The 17,122-nt window shown below is 71.6% G+C and carries 9 protein-coding genes; 4 read left to right on the top strand and 5 right to left on the bottom strand.

From position 1 onward, the window contains the following. Window positions 1-13: 13 nt before the first annotated feature. Window positions 14-745: an SDR family NAD(P)-dependent oxidoreductase gene (locus BMY97_RS23235; protein WP_091619548.1), complete on the top strand. Its 732-nt coding sequence runs from the start codon at window positions 14-16 to the stop codon at window positions 743-745. A gap of 41 nt (window positions 746-786) precedes the next feature. Here BMY97_RS23235 and BMY97_RS23240 read toward each other — a convergent pair whose 3' ends face one another. Together BMY97_RS23240 and BMY97_RS23245 are read right to left on the bottom strand one after the other, a co-directional pair. Beyond that, window positions 787-3,144, bottom strand: coding sequence for a GH92 family glycosyl hydrolase (locus tag BMY97_RS23240; protein WP_177231503.1), 2,358 nt, complete (start codon window positions 3,142-3,144; stop codon window positions 787-789). A 103-nt stretch (window positions 3,145-3,247) separates the two neighbouring features. Next, complete coding sequence (locus BMY97_RS23245) at window positions 3,248-4,717, bottom strand: amidohydrolase (RefSeq protein ID WP_091619550.1); 1,470 nt, start codon at window positions 4,715-4,717, stop codon at window positions 3,248-3,250. A 351-nt stretch (window positions 4,718-5,068) separates the two neighbouring features. Between BMY97_RS23245 and BMY97_RS23250 the strand changes: the two genes are divergently transcribed. Beyond that, a complete protein-coding gene (locus BMY97_RS23250; RefSeq protein ID WP_091619553.1) occupies window positions 5,069-8,287 on the top strand; it encodes a S8 family serine peptidase in 3,219 nt (1,072 codons plus the stop codon). Between the two features lie 15 nt (window positions 8,288-8,302). On the opposite strand, the gene BMY97_RS23255 is transcribed toward BMY97_RS23250, so the two are convergent. Continuing rightward, window positions 8,303-9,463, bottom strand: a complete 1,161-nt coding sequence (locus BMY97_RS23255; protein ID WP_091619556.1) for an ROK family transcriptional regulator — start codon at window positions 9,461-9,463, stop codon at window positions 8,303-8,305. Window positions 9,464-9,565: 102 nt separating this feature from the next. On the opposite strand from BMY97_RS23255, the gene xylA reads away from it, so the two are divergent. Further along, entirely contained in the window at window positions 9,566-10,714 is a 1,149-nt protein-coding gene (gene xylA / locus BMY97_RS23260; protein WP_091619560.1) for a xylose isomerase, read from the top strand. A gap of 950 nt (window positions 10,715-11,664) precedes the next feature. After that, window positions 11,665-12,033 carry a hypothetical protein gene (locus BMY97_RS23265; RefSeq protein WP_091619563.1) on the top strand — a complete coding sequence of 123 codons (369 nt, stop codon included), beginning with the start codon at window positions 11,665-11,667 and terminating at the stop codon, window positions 12,031-12,033. Here BMY97_RS23265 and BMY97_RS23270 read toward each other — a convergent pair. Then, a complete protein-coding gene (locus BMY97_RS23270) occupies window positions 11,943-15,506 on the bottom strand; it encodes a hypothetical protein (protein ID WP_091619566.1) in 3,564 nt (1,187 codons plus the stop codon). The genes BMY97_RS23265 and BMY97_RS23270 overlap by 91 nt on opposite strands. Further along, complete coding sequence (locus BMY97_RS23275; RefSeq protein WP_245787445.1) at window positions 15,503-16,786, bottom strand: MFS transporter; 1,284 nt, start codon at window positions 16,784-16,786, stop codon at window positions 15,503-15,505. The genes BMY97_RS23270 and BMY97_RS23275 overlap by 4 nt, the downstream gene beginning before the upstream one ends. Between the last annotated feature and the right edge of the window lie 336 nt (window positions 16,787-17,122).

Below are 17,122 nucleotides of genomic sequence, written 5' to 3' on the forward strand. Positions count from 1 at the left end.
AAGACCAAGAACTGTGCCTACGAAAACCGCCCTGATCACCGGAACCAGCCGTCCCGCCGGGATCGGGTTCGCGGTCGCCCGCCGCCTGGCCGAGCAGGGTCACCACGTGATCCTCACCGCCCGCGACGTCTCCCGCGCCGAACCGCTGGCCGCCGAACTCCGCGACGCCGGCCACCAGGCCACCGCGCTGCGCCTCGACCTCACCGACCCGGCCGGCATGGCCCAGGCCGCCGCCCACCTGACCCGGTCCTTCGGCCACCTCGATGTGCTGATCAACAACGCCAGCGACGTCGTCGACTTCACCGCTCTCTCCGCGCTCGCGGCCGACATCAACGCGGTCCGCTCGGCACTGGACATCGACGTGCTCGGGCCCTGGCAGCTGGTCCAGACGCTGCTGCCACTACTCGAGGCAGCCCCCGCCGCCCGCATCGTCAACGTCTCCAGCGTTTCCGCGTTGCAGATCGCCACCGGCCTCGACCTGCGCGCCAGCCTGCGCGCCCCGGCCCACTCGTTCGCCAAGCACGTGCTCAACGTCCTCACCGAAGTGCTCGCGCACGCGCTGAAGGACACCCCGATCCTGGTCAACTCCGTCGACCCGGGTGAAACCGCCACCCATCCCGAACGCGGCGACGAAGACAGCGCGCGCCCCGCCGCCGACAGCGCCCGCGGCATCGTGTGGGCCGCGACGCTGCCGCACAACGGTCCCACCGGCGGGTTCTTCCGCGACGGCGAGTCCTTGCTCTGAAACGCCGGTGGCCGCCCCTCAAGGGAACGGCCACCGGCGAATCAGGAGCGGACCAGCGGAGGCGGGGCGGAGTTCGTGCCCCAGCTCGTCGGCCGGTCGGAGAGGCGCACGTGGATCGTGCCGGCGCGGAGGAAGTCCTCGTTGCTCAGCCAGCTCTGGCGCAGCTCGCCCCGGCGGGTGTCCACACCGGACACATACTGGAGCTTCGCCGCGCTGGCGCCGGGTGCGTCGATGGCCACCGGGCGCCCGCCGGACGGCCGGATCTCCACCTTCTCGAACATCGGCGCGCTGATCAGGTACGTGCCCGAGCCCGGCTGGGCCTCGAACACCCCGGCCATCGAGAACACCAGCCACGACGAGATGGTGCCGAGGTCGTCGTTGCCGGGCATGCCGTACGGGGTGTCGGTGAACAGCGTCCGCGCCGCGCGCAACACGGCCGAAGTCTTCCACGGAGCACCGGTCCACGCGTACATCCAGGGCGCGTGCAGGTCCGGCTCGTTGTTGGGGTTGAAGGCGAAGTTGTTGTGGTAGTCGTACGCGCCGTGGACCCAGGAGTCCGCGGCGGCCTTCGCCGGATCGGTGAGCACCAGCGGCGTGTCGAAGAAGGTGTCGAGCCGCTTCTCCGCCTGGTCCGCGCCGCCCATCTGGGCGAACAGCGTCTGCGGGTCCTGCTGCGCGAGCCATTGGTACTGCCACGGCGTGCCCTCGTGGAAGCCGGTCGACTGCGCCGGGTCGGGGTCGCCGACGCCGGTGCCGTCCGCCGCCTTCGTGCGTGGGAAGCCGGTGAAGCCGTGTGAGGAGATGGTCGGATCCCACAGCTTCGTGAAGTTGTCACAGCGCCGCGCGAGCGTGGCCGCCTTGTCGCGGTAGCCGAGACCGGAGGCCATTGTGGACAGAGCACAGTCGGCCAGCGAGTACTCCAGCGTCGCGGAGCCCGCCTGACGGCTGTCGCCGAAGGTGTAGCCGGGCCGGTCCTGGTACCCGATCCAGCCGTTCTGCACGTACGTCGGATTGCCGTCGCGGCCACGGAAGATCGACTGGTCGGCCGGGACCTCGTTGACGTTCTTCCACAACGCGTCGAACAGCTGCCGCGCGGTGCGGTCGTCGAGCAGGCCGCGGCGGTAGTTGTCGACGATCCACGGGGTGACCGGGTCGCCGCTCATCACGTTCGTCTCACCGCCACCGAGCGCCCATCTCGGCACCCAGCCGCCGTCGGAATAGATCCGCAGGATCGATTTCGCCATGTCCGCGGCCTTGTCCGGATGCAGCAGCGCGACGAGCTGGTTCTGCGAGCGATAGGTGTCCCAGAGCGAAAACATCTGGTAGTACGGGGAATCGCTGCGGTGCACCTGGTCGTCGAAGCCGCGGTACCGGTTGTCCACATCGGACCCGATCGACGGGTGCAGCAGCGAGCGGTAGAGCGCGCTGTAGTACGTGCGCTGGTCGGCGGTGGTGCCGCCGGCGACGCGCATCCGGTTCAGCTCGCCGGACCAGGTGTCGTGGGCGGCGGCGCGGGCGCGGTCGAACGACCTCGGCTGCTCCGCCTTGCGGTTCAGCCGCGCGCCGTCGACGGAGGTGTACGAAACGCCGACGGACGCGCCCACCTGGCCACCGCGAGCGGGGTCGAAGGTGAGCCAGGCGCCCGCGCGCTGCGTGCCGAGCGACGCGTCACGCTGGTTCGGCGTCAGCTTGCCGTCGGTCCAGGTGCCGAAGGCCGAGAACGTCCGGTCGAACTTCGCGCTGAAGTAGACCCGGTACCGCTCCTTCTGCGTCTCCCCGCAGAAGTTCCCGCCCTGCAGCCAGCCCTCGACGGTGTCGTCGCCGACCACGTGGACGTCGCCGGCGTAGGTGTAGCCGTTGCTTTCGCCGACCTCGATCAGCACGTTCTCGCTCGCCGCGCCGGCCGGGAAGGTGTAGCGGTGCTGGCCGGTGCGCTGGGTGGCGGTCAGCTCGGCCTGGATGCCGTTGTCGAGCTTCACGCCGTAGTAGCCCGGCGCACGGGTTTCGTTGGCGTGGCTGAACTTCGCGCCGTACTGCGCCGGATCCGACGAGGTGACGGCGCCGGTCGTGGGCATGAAGCGGAAGTTGCCCTGGGTTTGGCAGCCGACGCCGGACAGGTGCGTGTGGCTGAAGCCGAGCACGGTGTCCTGCGCGTAATCGTAGGAGGCGTACTTCTTCAGTTGGGTGTCCGGGCTCAGCTGCACCATGCCGAACGGCGTGGTGGCGCCCGGGAATGTGGTGCCGTCGCCGTTGTTGCCGATCGAGGTGTCGACCAGCTTCGTGGGGTCGGCGGCGAACTGGGGGCCGCGGTCGTGGGCCGCCGCGGTGCCCGGGGTGGCCATGGCGCCCAAGGTGCAGGCGAGCGCCAAGGCGGCGAAGACGCGTTTCCGCGTTCTCATCGCGATCCTCTCGTGGTGACAACGTTGTCAATCAGGTGCCCACGATCTTCGCCGGTCCGGCTTGTCCCGTCAATCCGTCTTTGGTCGGCCCGGGCGGTTCGGCTCAGGCCAGATGGGTCGGCTGCCCCGCGAGGAACGTCGCCGTGATCGGCATGTCGCGCAGGTCGGCCGGGGTCAGCCCGGTCGGGTCGGCGGCGGTGATCACCAGGTCCGCCGGATCGCCGACGGCGACGCCTCGGCGCCCGCCCGAAGCGGCGGCCAGCGCGTCCGCCAGCGGGATCGCCTGCTCGGGGTGCCAGGCCGGACGTGTGTCGTCCGTGCGGCCGACCGCGGCGGCGATGCCGTCCCACGGGTCGAGGGGCGCGACGGGCGCGTCCGAGCCGATTTCGAGGCGGGCGCCGGAATCCAGCAGCGCGCGGTACGGGTACGCGCGCTCAGTGCGGCCGTGCCAGTGCCGGTCGGCGACGTCGCGGTCGTCCGGCTGGTGCGCGGGCTGCACGCTCGCGACGAGGCCGAGCGCGGCGAACCGCGGGATGTCCTCGGCGCTCAGCAGTTGCGCGTGCTCGATCCGGCCCGCGCAGCCGAGTTCGGCGAACGCGTCGAGCGCGATCGTGTTGGCCTTGTCGCCGATCGCGTGCACCGCGGGGGCCAGCCCGTGCTCCGCGGCGCGGCGCATCAGCGGCACCAGCTCGGCGGGCGGAAGTTCCAGCAGCCCAACGGAATCCGTCTCCGGGTACGGGTCGTGGCAGTAGGCGGTGCGGGTGTTGAGCGAGCCGTCGACGAACAGCTTGAACGGGCCGACGCTCAGCAGTCCCCCGCCGTCCGGGAGGACGTCGCCGGTGCGCTGGCCGCGCGCGATCGCGGTGTCCAGCAGGTGCCGTGCGATCACGCAGGAAACGCGCGTGGCCGGCGGCGCGGAAGCGACCCGGCGGGTCCAGTCCGCGACCGTGTCGGCGTACTCGTAGTCGACGATCCCGGTGACTCCGCGCGAGGCGGCCGCGGTCAGCGCGTCGGCGACCCAGCGGTCCTGCACCTCGGGCGGCGCGGCCGGCAGCTCGGCCGTGGCGCTCATGCAGTCGCCCTCCAGCAGCACGCCGGTCGGGTGCTCGCGGCCGATCAGCTTGAGCGCGGCCGGGCTGAGCCACAGCGTGTGCAGGTCGGCGCCGAACAACGCGGCGGCCCGCCCCGGCAGCGCGCGCTGCAGCAGGTCCTTGTGCGGCTCGTCCGGCCACAGCGCGTCGCGGAAACCGGCGCCCACCACCAGTTCCTCCCGCTGCCCGGGATGGGCGGGCGCGGACAGCAGCCGCTGCAGCAGCAGTTCCACGGCGCCGGCCGCCGAATGCGCGGTGCCCAGCGGGATCCGGCGCCGGAAGCCGGCCCACTGCACGGCGTGCACGTGCGCGTCGACGAGGCCGGGCAGCAGCGTGCCGCCGTGCCCGTCGAGCACCCGCGCGGCGAATCCCGAGCCGGAGCCGGGCGCCTCGATGGCGGAAACCCGGCCCTCGTTCGCGCGGACGTCGGCGAGCTGCCCGGCCAGGCCGACCCGGACGCGGCGCAGGAGTAGATCATCCATCGGGCCAGCCTGCCAGGCCGGTGCCCGGGAAGGGAATCATCACGATGTCCGCCCGGACGGGTGAACGACGTAACGGGGCCGGAATTTCTGGGTATTACCCCGGTGTTGGACAACTACAGAAAGCATGGCAGCCGTCGCCCGCCGCAGGGTCAGGGCCGGTCAGGGGCGCCGCCTTCACAAGCCGCGCAGGGTTCAACTCCCTCGGTTGCCGCCAGTTTCACACCGGAGTCCGGTGGATCGTGTTGCCGCCCAACGGAATCAGTGCGTTAGGCCGTTTGTCTCACGCCGATTTGCGGCCGATAGGCTAAGTGTCTGATTGCTGCGGAACATCCCGGACTGTGTACTGCTCGGATGACAGAGCACAGATCACGCTGGAGACGCCGGGCCGGGATCACCCTCCTCGCCACCGCGCTCGGCGTCGCCCCGGTCGCAGTGCCCGCCGCGTACGCGGCCCCTGGAGTTCCCCAGCCCCCGCCCACCGCGGGCAAGACGCTCGACCAGGCCGGCCGCGCCAGGGTCGCCGAGGCCGAGCGGGCCGGAAAGCCCGACGTCACGCTGCTCGTCGCCGCCGAACGCGGTCAGGCGAACGCGGCCGTGACCGATCTGAAGGCGCTCGGCGGCGTGATCCAGTCGAGCGACCCGAAGCTCGACTACGTGAAGGTCTCCGTGCCCGTCGCGAACGCCGAGAAGGCCGCGAAGCTCAAGACCGTTAACGCCGTCGACGTCGACGGCCTGATCCAGCGGGACGACCCGAAGCCCGAAGGCGCGACCAATCCGATCCCGCAGCCGCCGCCGGGCAAGAACACCCCGCGCGTGAACCCCTACCTCCCCACCGGCGACACCTACGCCGCCCAGTTCGGCCAGACCTTCGGCGGCTGGGACGGCAAGGACAGCACCGTCGCCGTGCTCGACTCCGGCGTCGACCTCGACACCCCCGCGCTGGCCAAGACCAGCCACGGCGAGCGCAAGATCGTCGACTGGTACAACGCCAACGCCACCGATTCCGGCGACGGCACCTGGGTGAAGCAGTCCACGCAGACCTACACCGGCGCGTTCACCGCGAACGGCCGCACCTGGACCGCTCCCGCCACCGGCGGCCCGTACACCTTCGGCCTGTTCAAGGAAACCGCGGGCGATCTGGGCGGCGCCGGCAGCGAAACCGGCGGCGACCTCAACCGCGACGGCGACCGCGACGACTCCTGGGGCGTGCTGCTCGACCCGGCCGCGAAGCAGGTGCGCGTCGACCTGAACGGCAACGGCGACTTCACCGACGAGAAGCCGATGACCGACTACGCCAAGAACTTCGACGTCGGCTTCTTCGGCACCGACAACCCGGCCACGGACATCGCCGAGCGGATGGCGTTCGTGGTCCAGACCGACAAGCCGGGTTACGTCAACATCGGCATCGCGGGCGCCGAGCACGGTTCCCACGTGGCCGGCATCGCGACGGGCAACGACCTGTTCGGCGGCAAGATGGACGGCGCCGCACCGGGTGCGAAGGTGCTCTCGGTGAAGGTCTGCCTGAGCACCGCTTCGTGCACCTCCAGCGGTCTTCTCGACGGCGTCGTGTACGCCGCGAGCCACGGCGCGGACGTCATCAACATCTCCATCGGCGGCCTGCCCGCGCTCAACGACGGCAACAACGCGCGCGCCGAGCTCTACAACCGCACCATCGCCGAGTACAACGTCCAGATCTTCATCTCCGCGGGAAACTCCGGCGCGGGCGCGAACTCCGTCGGCGACCCGTCGGTGGCCACGGACGCGATCAGCGTCGGCTCGTACATCACGCGGGAAACCTGGCTGTCCAACTACGGCGCGAAGGTGAAGGCGGCCGAGGCGCTGCACCCGTTCTCCTCGCGCGGCCCGCGTGAAGACGGCGGCTTCAAGCCCGACATCATCGCGCCGGGCGCGGCGATCGCGACCGTGCCGCGCTGGGAGGCGCCCGGCCCGGTGGCGGGCACCTATCAGCTGCCGGCCGGGTACGCGATGCTGCAGGGCACGTCCATGGCGTCACCGCAGGCGACCGGCGCGGCCGCGCTGCTGGTGAGCGCGTACAAGGCGACGCACCGGGGCCAGCGGCCGCCGGTCACGGCACTGCGCTCGGCGATCAAGTCGACGGCGCGCTTCGTGCCGGGCGTCGGCGCGTACGAGCAGGGAGCGGGGCTGTTCAACGTCCCCGCCGCGTTCGCCGCGCTGTCGCTGAACCCGAAGCCGGACGCGGTGACCACCGCGGTCGAGGTGCACACGGTGCAGGCGAACCTGCTCAAGACGCCGGGCGTCGGCGTCGGGATCCACGACCGCGAGGGCGTGACCGTCGGGAAGGCGTACACCCGCACGTACACGATCACGCGGACTTCGGGTTCTTCGCGGCCGGTGACGTACTTCGCGCGCTGGGTGGGCAACGACGGCACGTTCTCTTCGGGTTCACTGCTGCAACTGCCGTTGAACAAGCCGGTGACCTTCGCCGTGAAGGTGGACCCGAAGTCGGCGGGCGCGCATTCCGCGTTGCTGTACCTGGACAATCCGCTGACCATCGGCATCGACGCGCAGACGATGAACACCGTCTTCGCGCCGGCCGAGTTCACTCCGGCCACCGGCAAGTTCGAGGCCTCGGGCACGGTCGCGCGCAACACCTCGGTGAGCTACTTCGTGCGGGTGCCGCAGGGTGCGAGCGCGCTGCAGGTCGACCTGGCCGCGGGTGGCGACCCAGGCAAGGGCCAGGTGCGGTTCCTGCGGTACGACCCGACGGGCGTGCCGGTGGACTCGAACACGTCCACCAACTGCTACAACCCCGACGCGGGCGCGGGCTGCGCCGGCGGCTCGCCGGCCAGCCGGACGCTGACCAACCCGCTGCCGGGCGTCTGGGAGATCACCGTCGAAGCCCGCCGTACGTCCGATGTGGACAGTGCGCCGTACCGGATTTCGGCTTCGGTGCTGGGCACCGCGGTGTCGCCGAACCCGGATGACATCGCGTCGGCCCAGGCCGGCGTGGCGCTGCCGCGGACGTACACGGTGAAGAACACGCTCGGCGCGTTCACGGGTCACCTGGTCGGCGGCACGTTTGCCAGCGCTTCGGTGCAGCGTCCGACCATCGCCCAGGGCGCGTCCGCGCAGACGCAGCTGACGGTGACGCCGGGCTCGACGTCCCTGACCGTGACGATCGGCAACACCGCCGACGTCGGGGCGGACCTGGACCTGTCGGTGTACAACTGCGTCACGGGTTCTTGTGTGCTGGCCGGGCAAAGCGCCGACGGTGACTCCGAAGAGTCGGTGACGCTGCCGAACCCGGCGGCGGGCCAGTGGCTGGCCGTGGTCGACGGTTACGCGGTGCCCGCGGGCACCACCGCCTACGACTACCTCGACGCGTTCACCAATCCGGCTTTCGGTGGTATCACGGCGAACGACCCGGTGGCGGCGCACGCCTCGGGCACGTCGTGGACCGTCCCGGCCACGGTGACCGCCGCGTCGGCTCCCGCCACCGGCCGCGTCCTGCGCGGCGCGCTGTCGGTGGTGACCGACGCCGGCGTCACCATCGGCGGCGGCACGGTGCTGGTGCGTGCGGTGAGCTGAATCCGGGCCCGTTCCTCAGCCGTCCGCGCGGCTGAGGAACGGGCCGGGATCGCCGAGGATCCGGTGGATCGTCCGTCCCGCCGCGCCCAAAGTCGCCGCGTCGCCTCTCAAGGTCGAAGCGGTGAGGGTGGGGACGGAACCGCGCAGGCGGCCCAGGCGCGCGGCGAGCACGGGCTCCGCCGCGGGGGCCAGCCAAGGGAACAAGGCCGCGAAGATCCCGCCCAGCACGATGTGGTCCAGGTCGAGCAGATTGACCGCCGACGCGAGCGCGTGGCCGAGTGCCTCGCCCGCCGCCGTGCAGGCCTCGATCGCGGTGTTGGCTCCGGATTCCAGCGCTACCAACAGATCCGGCACCGAACGGACGTCTGCAGCCGCCAGCAAAGCCTCCTGGCCCGCGTAGGTTTCCAGGCACCCGGCCGCACCGCAGCGGCAAGGCGGGCCCGACGGCGACACCACCACGTGCCCCAGCTCCCCCGCCAGCCCGTGCGCGCCGCGGAAGAGCGAGCCGCCGACGACCAGGCCCGCGCCGATGCCGACCTCGCCGGAGACGTACAGGAAGTCGTCCCCGCCGGTGCCGAACCACAGCTGCCCGAGCGCGCCGAGGTTGGCCTCGTTGTCCAGGTCGACGGGGACCGGCAGGCGCAGCATCTCGGCCGCGCGCACGTCTCGCCAGCCGAGGTTCGGGGCGCTGAACACCACGCCGTCGCCGACCGGGCCGGAGACCGCGAGCACCGCGCCCGCCACCGTCAGCCCCAGCGCGGACGCCTCTCCGAGCGCCTCGGTGGCCAGCTTTTCCAGCTCCCGCACCACAATCGCCGGCCGCGAGCCGCGATTGTCCCGCTCGCGCCGCTTCGTGAACCGGACCGTGCGCGCCAGGTCGAGCAGGCACACGGCCAGGTAGTCGACGTTGACCTCCAGCCCCAGCGACGCCACCCGCCCGCCGCTCAGCACCACCTCGACGCCGGGGCGGCCGCGTTCGCCCGCCCGCGCGGGGCCGGTCTCGGCCAGGAGGCCGGCGTCCAGCAGATCGCCGACCAGCTTGGACACCGTGGACTTGGTGAGCCCGGTCAGCTCCGCGAGCGCGGCGCGGGTGAGCGGACCGCGGCGGCTGACCTCGCCGAGCACCAGCTCGAGGTTGCGCGCCCGCATCGAGTCGTGCCGCACCGCCTGCGTCATCCCCGCCCCCTCCTCCCGGCACTGTAACCGGCGGGCCCTTGACGTCCGGGGCCACCGCGTCGCATATTTAGTCTACAACGTGAACTAAATGAAGGGACCGCCATGGACGCCTACGCCCCCACCCCCGAGGACAAGTTCTCGTTCGGGTTGTGGACAGTCGGCTGGCAGGCTGCCGACCCGTTCGGCGTCGCGACGCGGCCGGCCCTCGACCCGGTGGAGAGCGTGCACCGGCTGGCCGAGCTGGGCGCCTACGGCGTGACGTTCCACGACGACGACCTGCTGGCCACCGAGCCGGACCGCGACAAGGCCGTGAAGCGGTTCAAGGCGGCGCTCGAAACGACCGGCCTGCGCGTGCCGATGGCGACGACGAACCTGTTCACCCACCCCGTGTTCAAGGACGGCGGCCTGACCAGCAACGACCGCGACATCCGGCGGTACGCGCTGACCAAGGTCCGCCGCAACCTCGACCTGGCCGCGGAGCTGGGCGCGCAGACGTACGTCGTCTGGGGCGGGCGCGAGGGCGCGGAATCCGACGCCGCCAAGGACGTTCGCGCCGCGCTGGCCCGGTACAAGGAGGGCTTGGACCTGCTCGCCGAGTACGTCGTCGCGCAGGGCTACGACATCCGCTTCGCCCTGGAGCCCAAGCCGAACGAGCCCCGCGGCGACATCCTGCTGCCGACGATCGGGCACGCGCTGGGCTTCATCTCGCAGCTGGAGCGTTCGGAGTTGTTCGGCCTCAACCCGGAGGTCGGCCACGAGCAGATGGCCGGGCTGAACTTCGTGCACGGCATCGCGCAGGCGCTGTGGCAGGGCAAGCTGTTCCACCTCGACCTCAACGGCCAGCACGGCCCGAAGTACGACCAGGACCTGATCTTCGGCCACGGCGATCTGACCAGCGCGTTTTTCCTGGTGGACCTGCTGGAACAGGGCGGCTACACGGGCCCGCGCCACTTCGACTACAAGCCCCTGCGCACCGAAGACCCCGACGACGTCTGGGTCTCCGCCGCGGCGAACATGCGCACCTACCTGATCCTGAAGGCGAAAGCGGAGGCGTTCCGCAAGGACCCGGAGGTGGCCGACGCCCTGGCGGCCTCCCGCGTACCGGACCTGTCCACCCCCACGCTCGCCCCCGGCGAAACCCTGGACGACCTGGCCGCGGACGACTTCGACGTGGAGGCGGCGGGAAAACGCGGGTACCACTTCACGCGGCTGAACCAGCTGGCACTGGAACATCTGCTCGGCACCCGCTGACCCCCACCCCCCACCGCCCCCGGTCGGCGACTGGGCTTGGGCCGGGTTGACCCGAGGTGCGACGGCTGGTTCTGGCCCAGCGGCTCGGCCTCGATCCGGCAGCTGGCCGGGTCAGGCAGCTCAGGTCCGGGGCTACAGCTCCAGTCCGGATCGGCAGCTCCGGTCCAGGCCCGGACGGCGACCCGCTCGACCGGGCAGCGACTCGGCCTGGCCTGGCTCGGGGCCGGCGGATTGGCCCGGGTGCGACGGCTGGCCCTGGCCCAGCGGTTCGGCCTCGATCCGGCAGCTGGCCGGGTCAGGCAGCTCAGGTCCGGGGCTACAGCTCCAGTCCGGATCGGCAGCTCCGGTCCAGATCGGCAGCTCCAGTCCAGGCCCGGCCGTCGGTCCGGGCGGCGACTCGGCTTGCCTGGCCTGGCGACTTGGCCCAGGCCAGGCAATTCGGTCCAGGCCCGGCGGTGTTCTGGCCCCTGGCCAGGCTTTCCCGATCCCGCTATCTTGTCTCCTCGCGGTGGCCGCGCCGCCGCTTCTGGCTGCGCGGGGCCGGCCCGGTGCACCGTCAGGTCAGCTGCCAGCGAGGAGTCCCCATGACGTACGGCCTGTCACCCGATCCGGACGCGCCGGGCCCGCGGCCCGGAGCGGCGGACCCCGGGCCGGACGCCGCGGTCGCGGGACCGGCGTCGGCGGTGGGATCGGGACCGGTCGCAGAATCCGGGCCAGCCCCAGAATCGGGGACAGTCCCAGAATCGGGGACAGTCCCGGACTACTCGGGCCAGCCGCAAGCCCCGGACTACCAGCCGCCAGTCTCGGACTACCAGCCGCCAGCCCCGAGCTACCCGCCGCCAGCCCCCGGATACCCGCCGCCGGGCCAGGGGTACCCGCCGCCCCAGCAGCAATGGGGCCCCTTCCCCGGCAGGCAACCACCGACGCCGCTCAAGAGTTCCGGGCCGGCCGTGGCCTCGCTGGTTCTCGGGCTCCTCGCGTGCGTCGTGCCGCTGCTGCCGGTCAACCTCGACCAGGTGCGTGCCTACACCCCGTTCCCCCTCGCCGTGGCCGGGCTCGCGCTCGCGGTCGTCGGGCTGGTCGGGCGCCGACGGGGCAAGGCGGTGGCTGTGGTCGGGGCGATCCTGTCCGTGATCGCGCTGGCGCTGGGCACGATCATGGTCGGCAACACCGTCATCGACGAGTCCACCCAGACCAGCGCGCCCGCGATCCGGCACCTTCCCCGCGGCTACGAAGCGACGATCCGGACCGGGCCGAACAGTCCCGTGCGCACCTGCCCGGCCGCGACGGCAGTGGTCGGCGACGCGTCGTCGAGGTAGCCCGCGAGGGTGCCGCGGACGACGACTTCCAGCTCGTTCTCCCCGCCCCGCAAGGCATCCGTCACCTCGGTACGCCACGGCCCCCACACCAGCCGGTCGACCAGAGTGCCGTTGACCCTCACCTCCGCGGTGCCGCGGACCTCGCCCAAGTCCAGCACCACGCGGCCGGACGGCGCGGTGAACGTCGTCCGATAGCGGACGTGCCCGCCCAGCGCCCGCAGCCCCAGCTCCTCCCAGCTGACCAGCGACGTGGCCGCCTCGGCGACCTCCAGCGTGACCGCCCCATCGAGCAGCGCGCCACCGCGACGGCCGTCGACCGCCGTGAACTCCAGGCGGATCGGTGTGCCCGCCGCGAGCGGCCCGGGCAGCCGGACCACGCCGTCGACAGGTTTGTGCGAGGACTCGCCGACGCGCGCGACGAAGTCGAGGCCGGTCGGGACACTGAACGCCGTGGTGCCGAGCGGCGCCGGGAAGGTGAGGTGCTCGAGACGCGCGCCGCCGGGCGCGAGGTCCGGGACCACGGCGACGACCGCATTCCCTTGCGCCGCAGCGGGTTCCAGCCAGTACGCACCGGGCAACGGGTGCGGCCGGGGGCCGGCGCAGAGGAACCGCGGGTCACGCGGGTGCGCCCGGCGGATCCCCCGCGCCGTCCACTGGGACCCGCTGATCAGGCCGAGGCCGGGCGCGTCGAACGCCGCCGCCGCGTCGCCGGTCAGCTTCAGCACCACCGTGTTCTCGCCCGTCCGCAGGAATTCGCGCACGTCGTACGGGTGCACGCGGATCTCGCGGTGGCCGGGGTACGGGTTGAAGTCGCCCTGCTTGCCGATCTCGGTGCCGTTCACCAGCACGCTGCACGCGCCCTCGCTGGCGACTTGCACCACGGTGTCGCCCGGCAGCCCGTCGAGGCGGAAGGAGCAGCTGAGCTCCTCGCCCACCAGCCATTCCGGACGCCGGTAAGCCTCGACGTCCGCGACCACGGCGAACGACGCCCGCAGCGCGCCATCCTCAAGAGCCGTGAACTCGATCTCGATCGGCACGGTCCGCCCGGCGGTCTCCGGCGGGAGCGGGCTGAACGACTGATAACCGTCCCCGGGTATCGGCAGTTCGGCGCCGTCGACCACAACCCGGCGGGCCGCGCCCGAGCCGACGGCGAGGAACAACCCGTCGCGGTCCGGCAACGCGAGGTGGGTCCGCACCGCCACGCGGCCGCCCGCCTCGACGTGCCGCCAGTCCAGGAACTCCTCGGGCACGTAACCCTTGGGGCCCAGGGTGTCGTTGTGCATCGGGTCCTTGTACAGACCGCGGGAGAGTGACCACACCGCCGGCCGCCAGTCGCCGTCGCGCACCTCGGCGAACGGGCCGTACGTGGCGGTCACCGGGCCGCTGTCGTGCTCGAACCGCCAGACCTCCAACGGCAGGGTGCAGGTCCGGGACGCGGCGGCGAGGTCGCCGTCGGAGTTGTCCAGTGTGGACTCGGCCAGCGCGGTCCACGGGCCGGGCAGCTCGACCGCGGCCGTGCCCGGGCCCAGCGGCCGGGTGTCCGCGGGCGGCAGGTCGTCACCGAGCACGACCAGCGAGATCGGGCCGTCGCTGAACGGCACGGTGAAGGCACCGTCCTGAATGGACAAGTCGACTCGGCGCCCGGTGCGCGGGTCCCAGCGCTGCGCCCGCCCGGGCAGGCCCCGCGTGCGGACGTGCGCGACCCGGTCGCCCGGCGGCACGAAGTCATACCCGTCCTCACGCAGCTGCCGCCAGTACTCCTCCCACGGGAAGCCCTCGACCGCCCAGTTCTCGTCCGCCAGCCGGACGATCGGCGCGAGAGTGCCCGTCGTGTCGTCGTGCGCGGTGAGCAGCAGGACGTACGTGTCGCCGTGGCGGCGGAGCAGGAACGGCGCGTCCGCCTGGACGTCCCCGGCCGCGAGCGCCGCCGGGACCTCGGCGGCCCGCTCGACGACCACGGCGCCCGGCACCATCGCGGTGCCCACGCAGACGACGCGGCCACCACCGGAAGCGAACTCGGCGAGCTTCGCCGCGGCCGCGGGGTCCACCACCGTCACCTCGGGCAGGACCACCGAGCGGTAGGTCTCGCGGCCGATCTTCAGTCCGTTGTGGACAACCGAACCGCCGGCGATGGTGGCCTCGTCGAGCGTGTCGTGGTCGATCCCGGCGCGTTCCAGGACGCCACGCCGCTCGGCGAACCAGGTGCTGACGCCGTTCAGCTCGTGGTAGCAGGCGGCGGCGCGCTCGGCGGGCGGCAACGGGCCGTCGAGGGTCAGATACGCCTGCGCGGTCGACGTCGGTGACAGCAGGATCGTGTCGCAGACGTGCTCCCCCGCGGTCAGCACCGAGCAGAGCCGGGTCACCGCCGTGGCGAACTGGTGGTACGACGGCCAGTACGGCTGCCGCCAGCAGGTGGACGGCGGCGCCCACTCCCACCAGCCGCCGGCCGTCGAGTAGTAGACTGCGTGCGGGTCGTACAGGTTCGCGCCGCGGCGGAGGAACGGCGCGAGCCAGTCGTAGGTCTCCTCCAGCGTGCCGCCCCAGCCCGAGGAGTGGAACGCCTCGATCCACGTGCGCGGGCGGCCGTGCGCGTGGGCCAGCGAGCTGTGCACCTTCGGGTCGCCCCAGTGATCGCTGCCGGGCGCGCCGAAGCCGGAGTGGGTGCCGAGGTAGTCGCCGTAGACCTGCACGCCGCCGACCGGGTCGCCCTCGCGCGCGGGCGTCGGCTGGTCGAACCCGCAGATCAGGCCGCGCTCGGCGAACCAGGCGTCGAGGGGGTCGAAGAACGCGCGGCGGGCCAGGCGCGCGCGATGGGCGTGGTAGTCGCGACGGTGGCGGGCGGACTCCTCGTCTTCGCCTTCGAACAGCGAAGTGAGCGGCAGCTCGTAACCGTGGTGTTCGGCGAAGGTCTCCGCGAAATCCCGGCCCCAGGTGGGCATCGCGGGCAGCTCGTCCTGGAAGAAGCCCGGGATGACGGAGCCGAACCAGCGTCCGACGTGCCGCTCCAGCGTGCCGTGCACCTGGTCCAGCAGCGCCGCGCAGGCCTCGACGCCGAAGTAGTCGAACCCGCTGACAGCCACTTCGACCCCGCCGGCCCCGCGCCGCAACGCGAGGCCGGCGTACTCCGGATTCCCAGCGGTGAGCCGGCCCTGGAAGTTCGCGCCGGAGAACCCGATCTGGTCGTACATCCACAGCCGGAAGCCGAGTCCTTCGGCGTCCGCGCAGGCCTGGCCGAGCAGTTCGAGCCACTGTGGACTGAGGAACGGCGGGTCGTCCGCGACCGAGCCGAACATCGGCCCGGTCGGGGCGAGGCACATGACCAGCGCCTGGCGGACGCCCTGCGCGACCAGCTGCTCCATCTGACGCCGCAGCCGCTCCCCGGTCACCGGGGCGCCGCTCCACCACCAGATCGGCAGCGGGCTGTACTCCGGGCCGGGGTCGAGAAACCGGTGCAGCAGTTCGTCCGCGCTCATGCCGGTGCCCGCTCCGCTTCGATCTGCTCCAGCGACTTGCCCGACGTGTCGGGCATGAAGAAGAACCCGACCACCCCGCTGATCACCAGGCAGGCACAGAGCAATGCGGCGATGACGCTGATCCCCGCGCTCGCCAGCACCGGCACGAAGAAGCTCCACACCCCGAGCACCGTGCGCGCGACGCCGAAGGTGAAGCCCTGCGCCGTGCCGCGCAGCAAGGTCGGGAACAGCTCCTGGCTGAAGATCTTGTACACCGCCTCACCCGCGATCGCCGAGCCGATGCCGAACAGCACGATGTTGGCCACGATCACCGGGACGTTGAAGGGAAAGATCAGGAAAACCGCGTAACTGGCGACCTGCATGACCGCCCCCGCACCCCAGAGCGCGCGCCGGGTGCGATGACCGCGGTCGATGTAACGCATGAACGGGATCGTCGCGAGGATGCCGATCACGAAGCCCGCGCACGACAACGCGACGCCCGCGGCCTGCCCGCCGGCGTGCAGCGTCTGCACGATGTACGGCGTGAACAGCCCCGAAGTGCCGGCGGCCAGGCCCCAAAACAGGTAGACGGTGCCCGTCCAGGCCAGCGCCTTCAGGTTCGCGCCGCGGAACAGCGCTTGGAAGCGCTGGGTCACGCCCTTGGCCGTCGCGGACTGCCAGCGCGCCGATTCGGCCAGGCCGCGCCGCATCGCCCAGGTGACCAGCGCGACCACGAACAGGTGCAGGAACACGATCCTGATCCCCAGCAAGTCCAAACCGGACAGTGCCAGGGCCAGCAGCAGGACCACCACGGGCCCGGCGTTCCACGCGATCTGGGTGAAGCTGAGCAGCTTGCCGCGGTGCTTCGACGGCGAGAACTCGCCGACCAGCGCGAGCGAGGTGGGCACGTCCGCCCCCACCGCGATGCCGACCACGAAGGTGCCGATGAACAGCATGGGCGCGTTCACCGCGAGCGCGATGCAGAGGATGCCGAGCGCGTAGACGAGCAGGTCGTACTTGTAGATTCGCTTGCGCCCCAAGCGATCCCCGAGCCGACCGCCGACGAACGCGCCGAGCGCGCACCCGATCGCGTTCGGCCCGATGGCCGCGAGCGCCCCCAGCGCGCCGCTGCTGAGCCCGAGGTAGACCTGGAACAGCGCCAGCCCCGACCCGAGGGCCACGATGGACCCCGCGTCGAGGTAGGACGCCATCCCGGCGAGCACCGACCACTTCCACTGCTGGCGGGTCACGGTGTCCTCACCGCTGCCTGCCGAGATACCGACCACTTCGGGAGCTGGCATGGATCACTTCTCCTCGTCGACGGTGACGCGGATGGGTTGAAACGTATTAACGATGGAGGGTAACGGCCGTCACAGTCGTGCACAACCGCTTGTTCGTGGCCGATTTCATGACGTGAATCGTTTCATTTATCGTGTTATGTGCTGAGGGTGGTGTTTTATGACGCACCGTGGCCGCCGGCCCGCGCGGCCCGGCGGAAAATCGCGCGACAGGCGCGGCGTCCACTTCGTACACTCCCGGCAACGCGTTGACGGAGACGAGTAGCGCGGGGAGCACGCGAGCAGCAGAGAGCCGCCGGCGGTGGGATGGCGGCCTCGCGCCCCGGGCGAAGACCCTCC

It is taken from the genome of Amycolatopsis saalfeldensis (assembly GCF_900110575.1).
Taxonomy (GTDB): Bacteria; Actinomycetota; Actinomycetes; order Mycobacteriales; family Pseudonocardiaceae; genus Amycolatopsis; species Amycolatopsis saalfeldensis.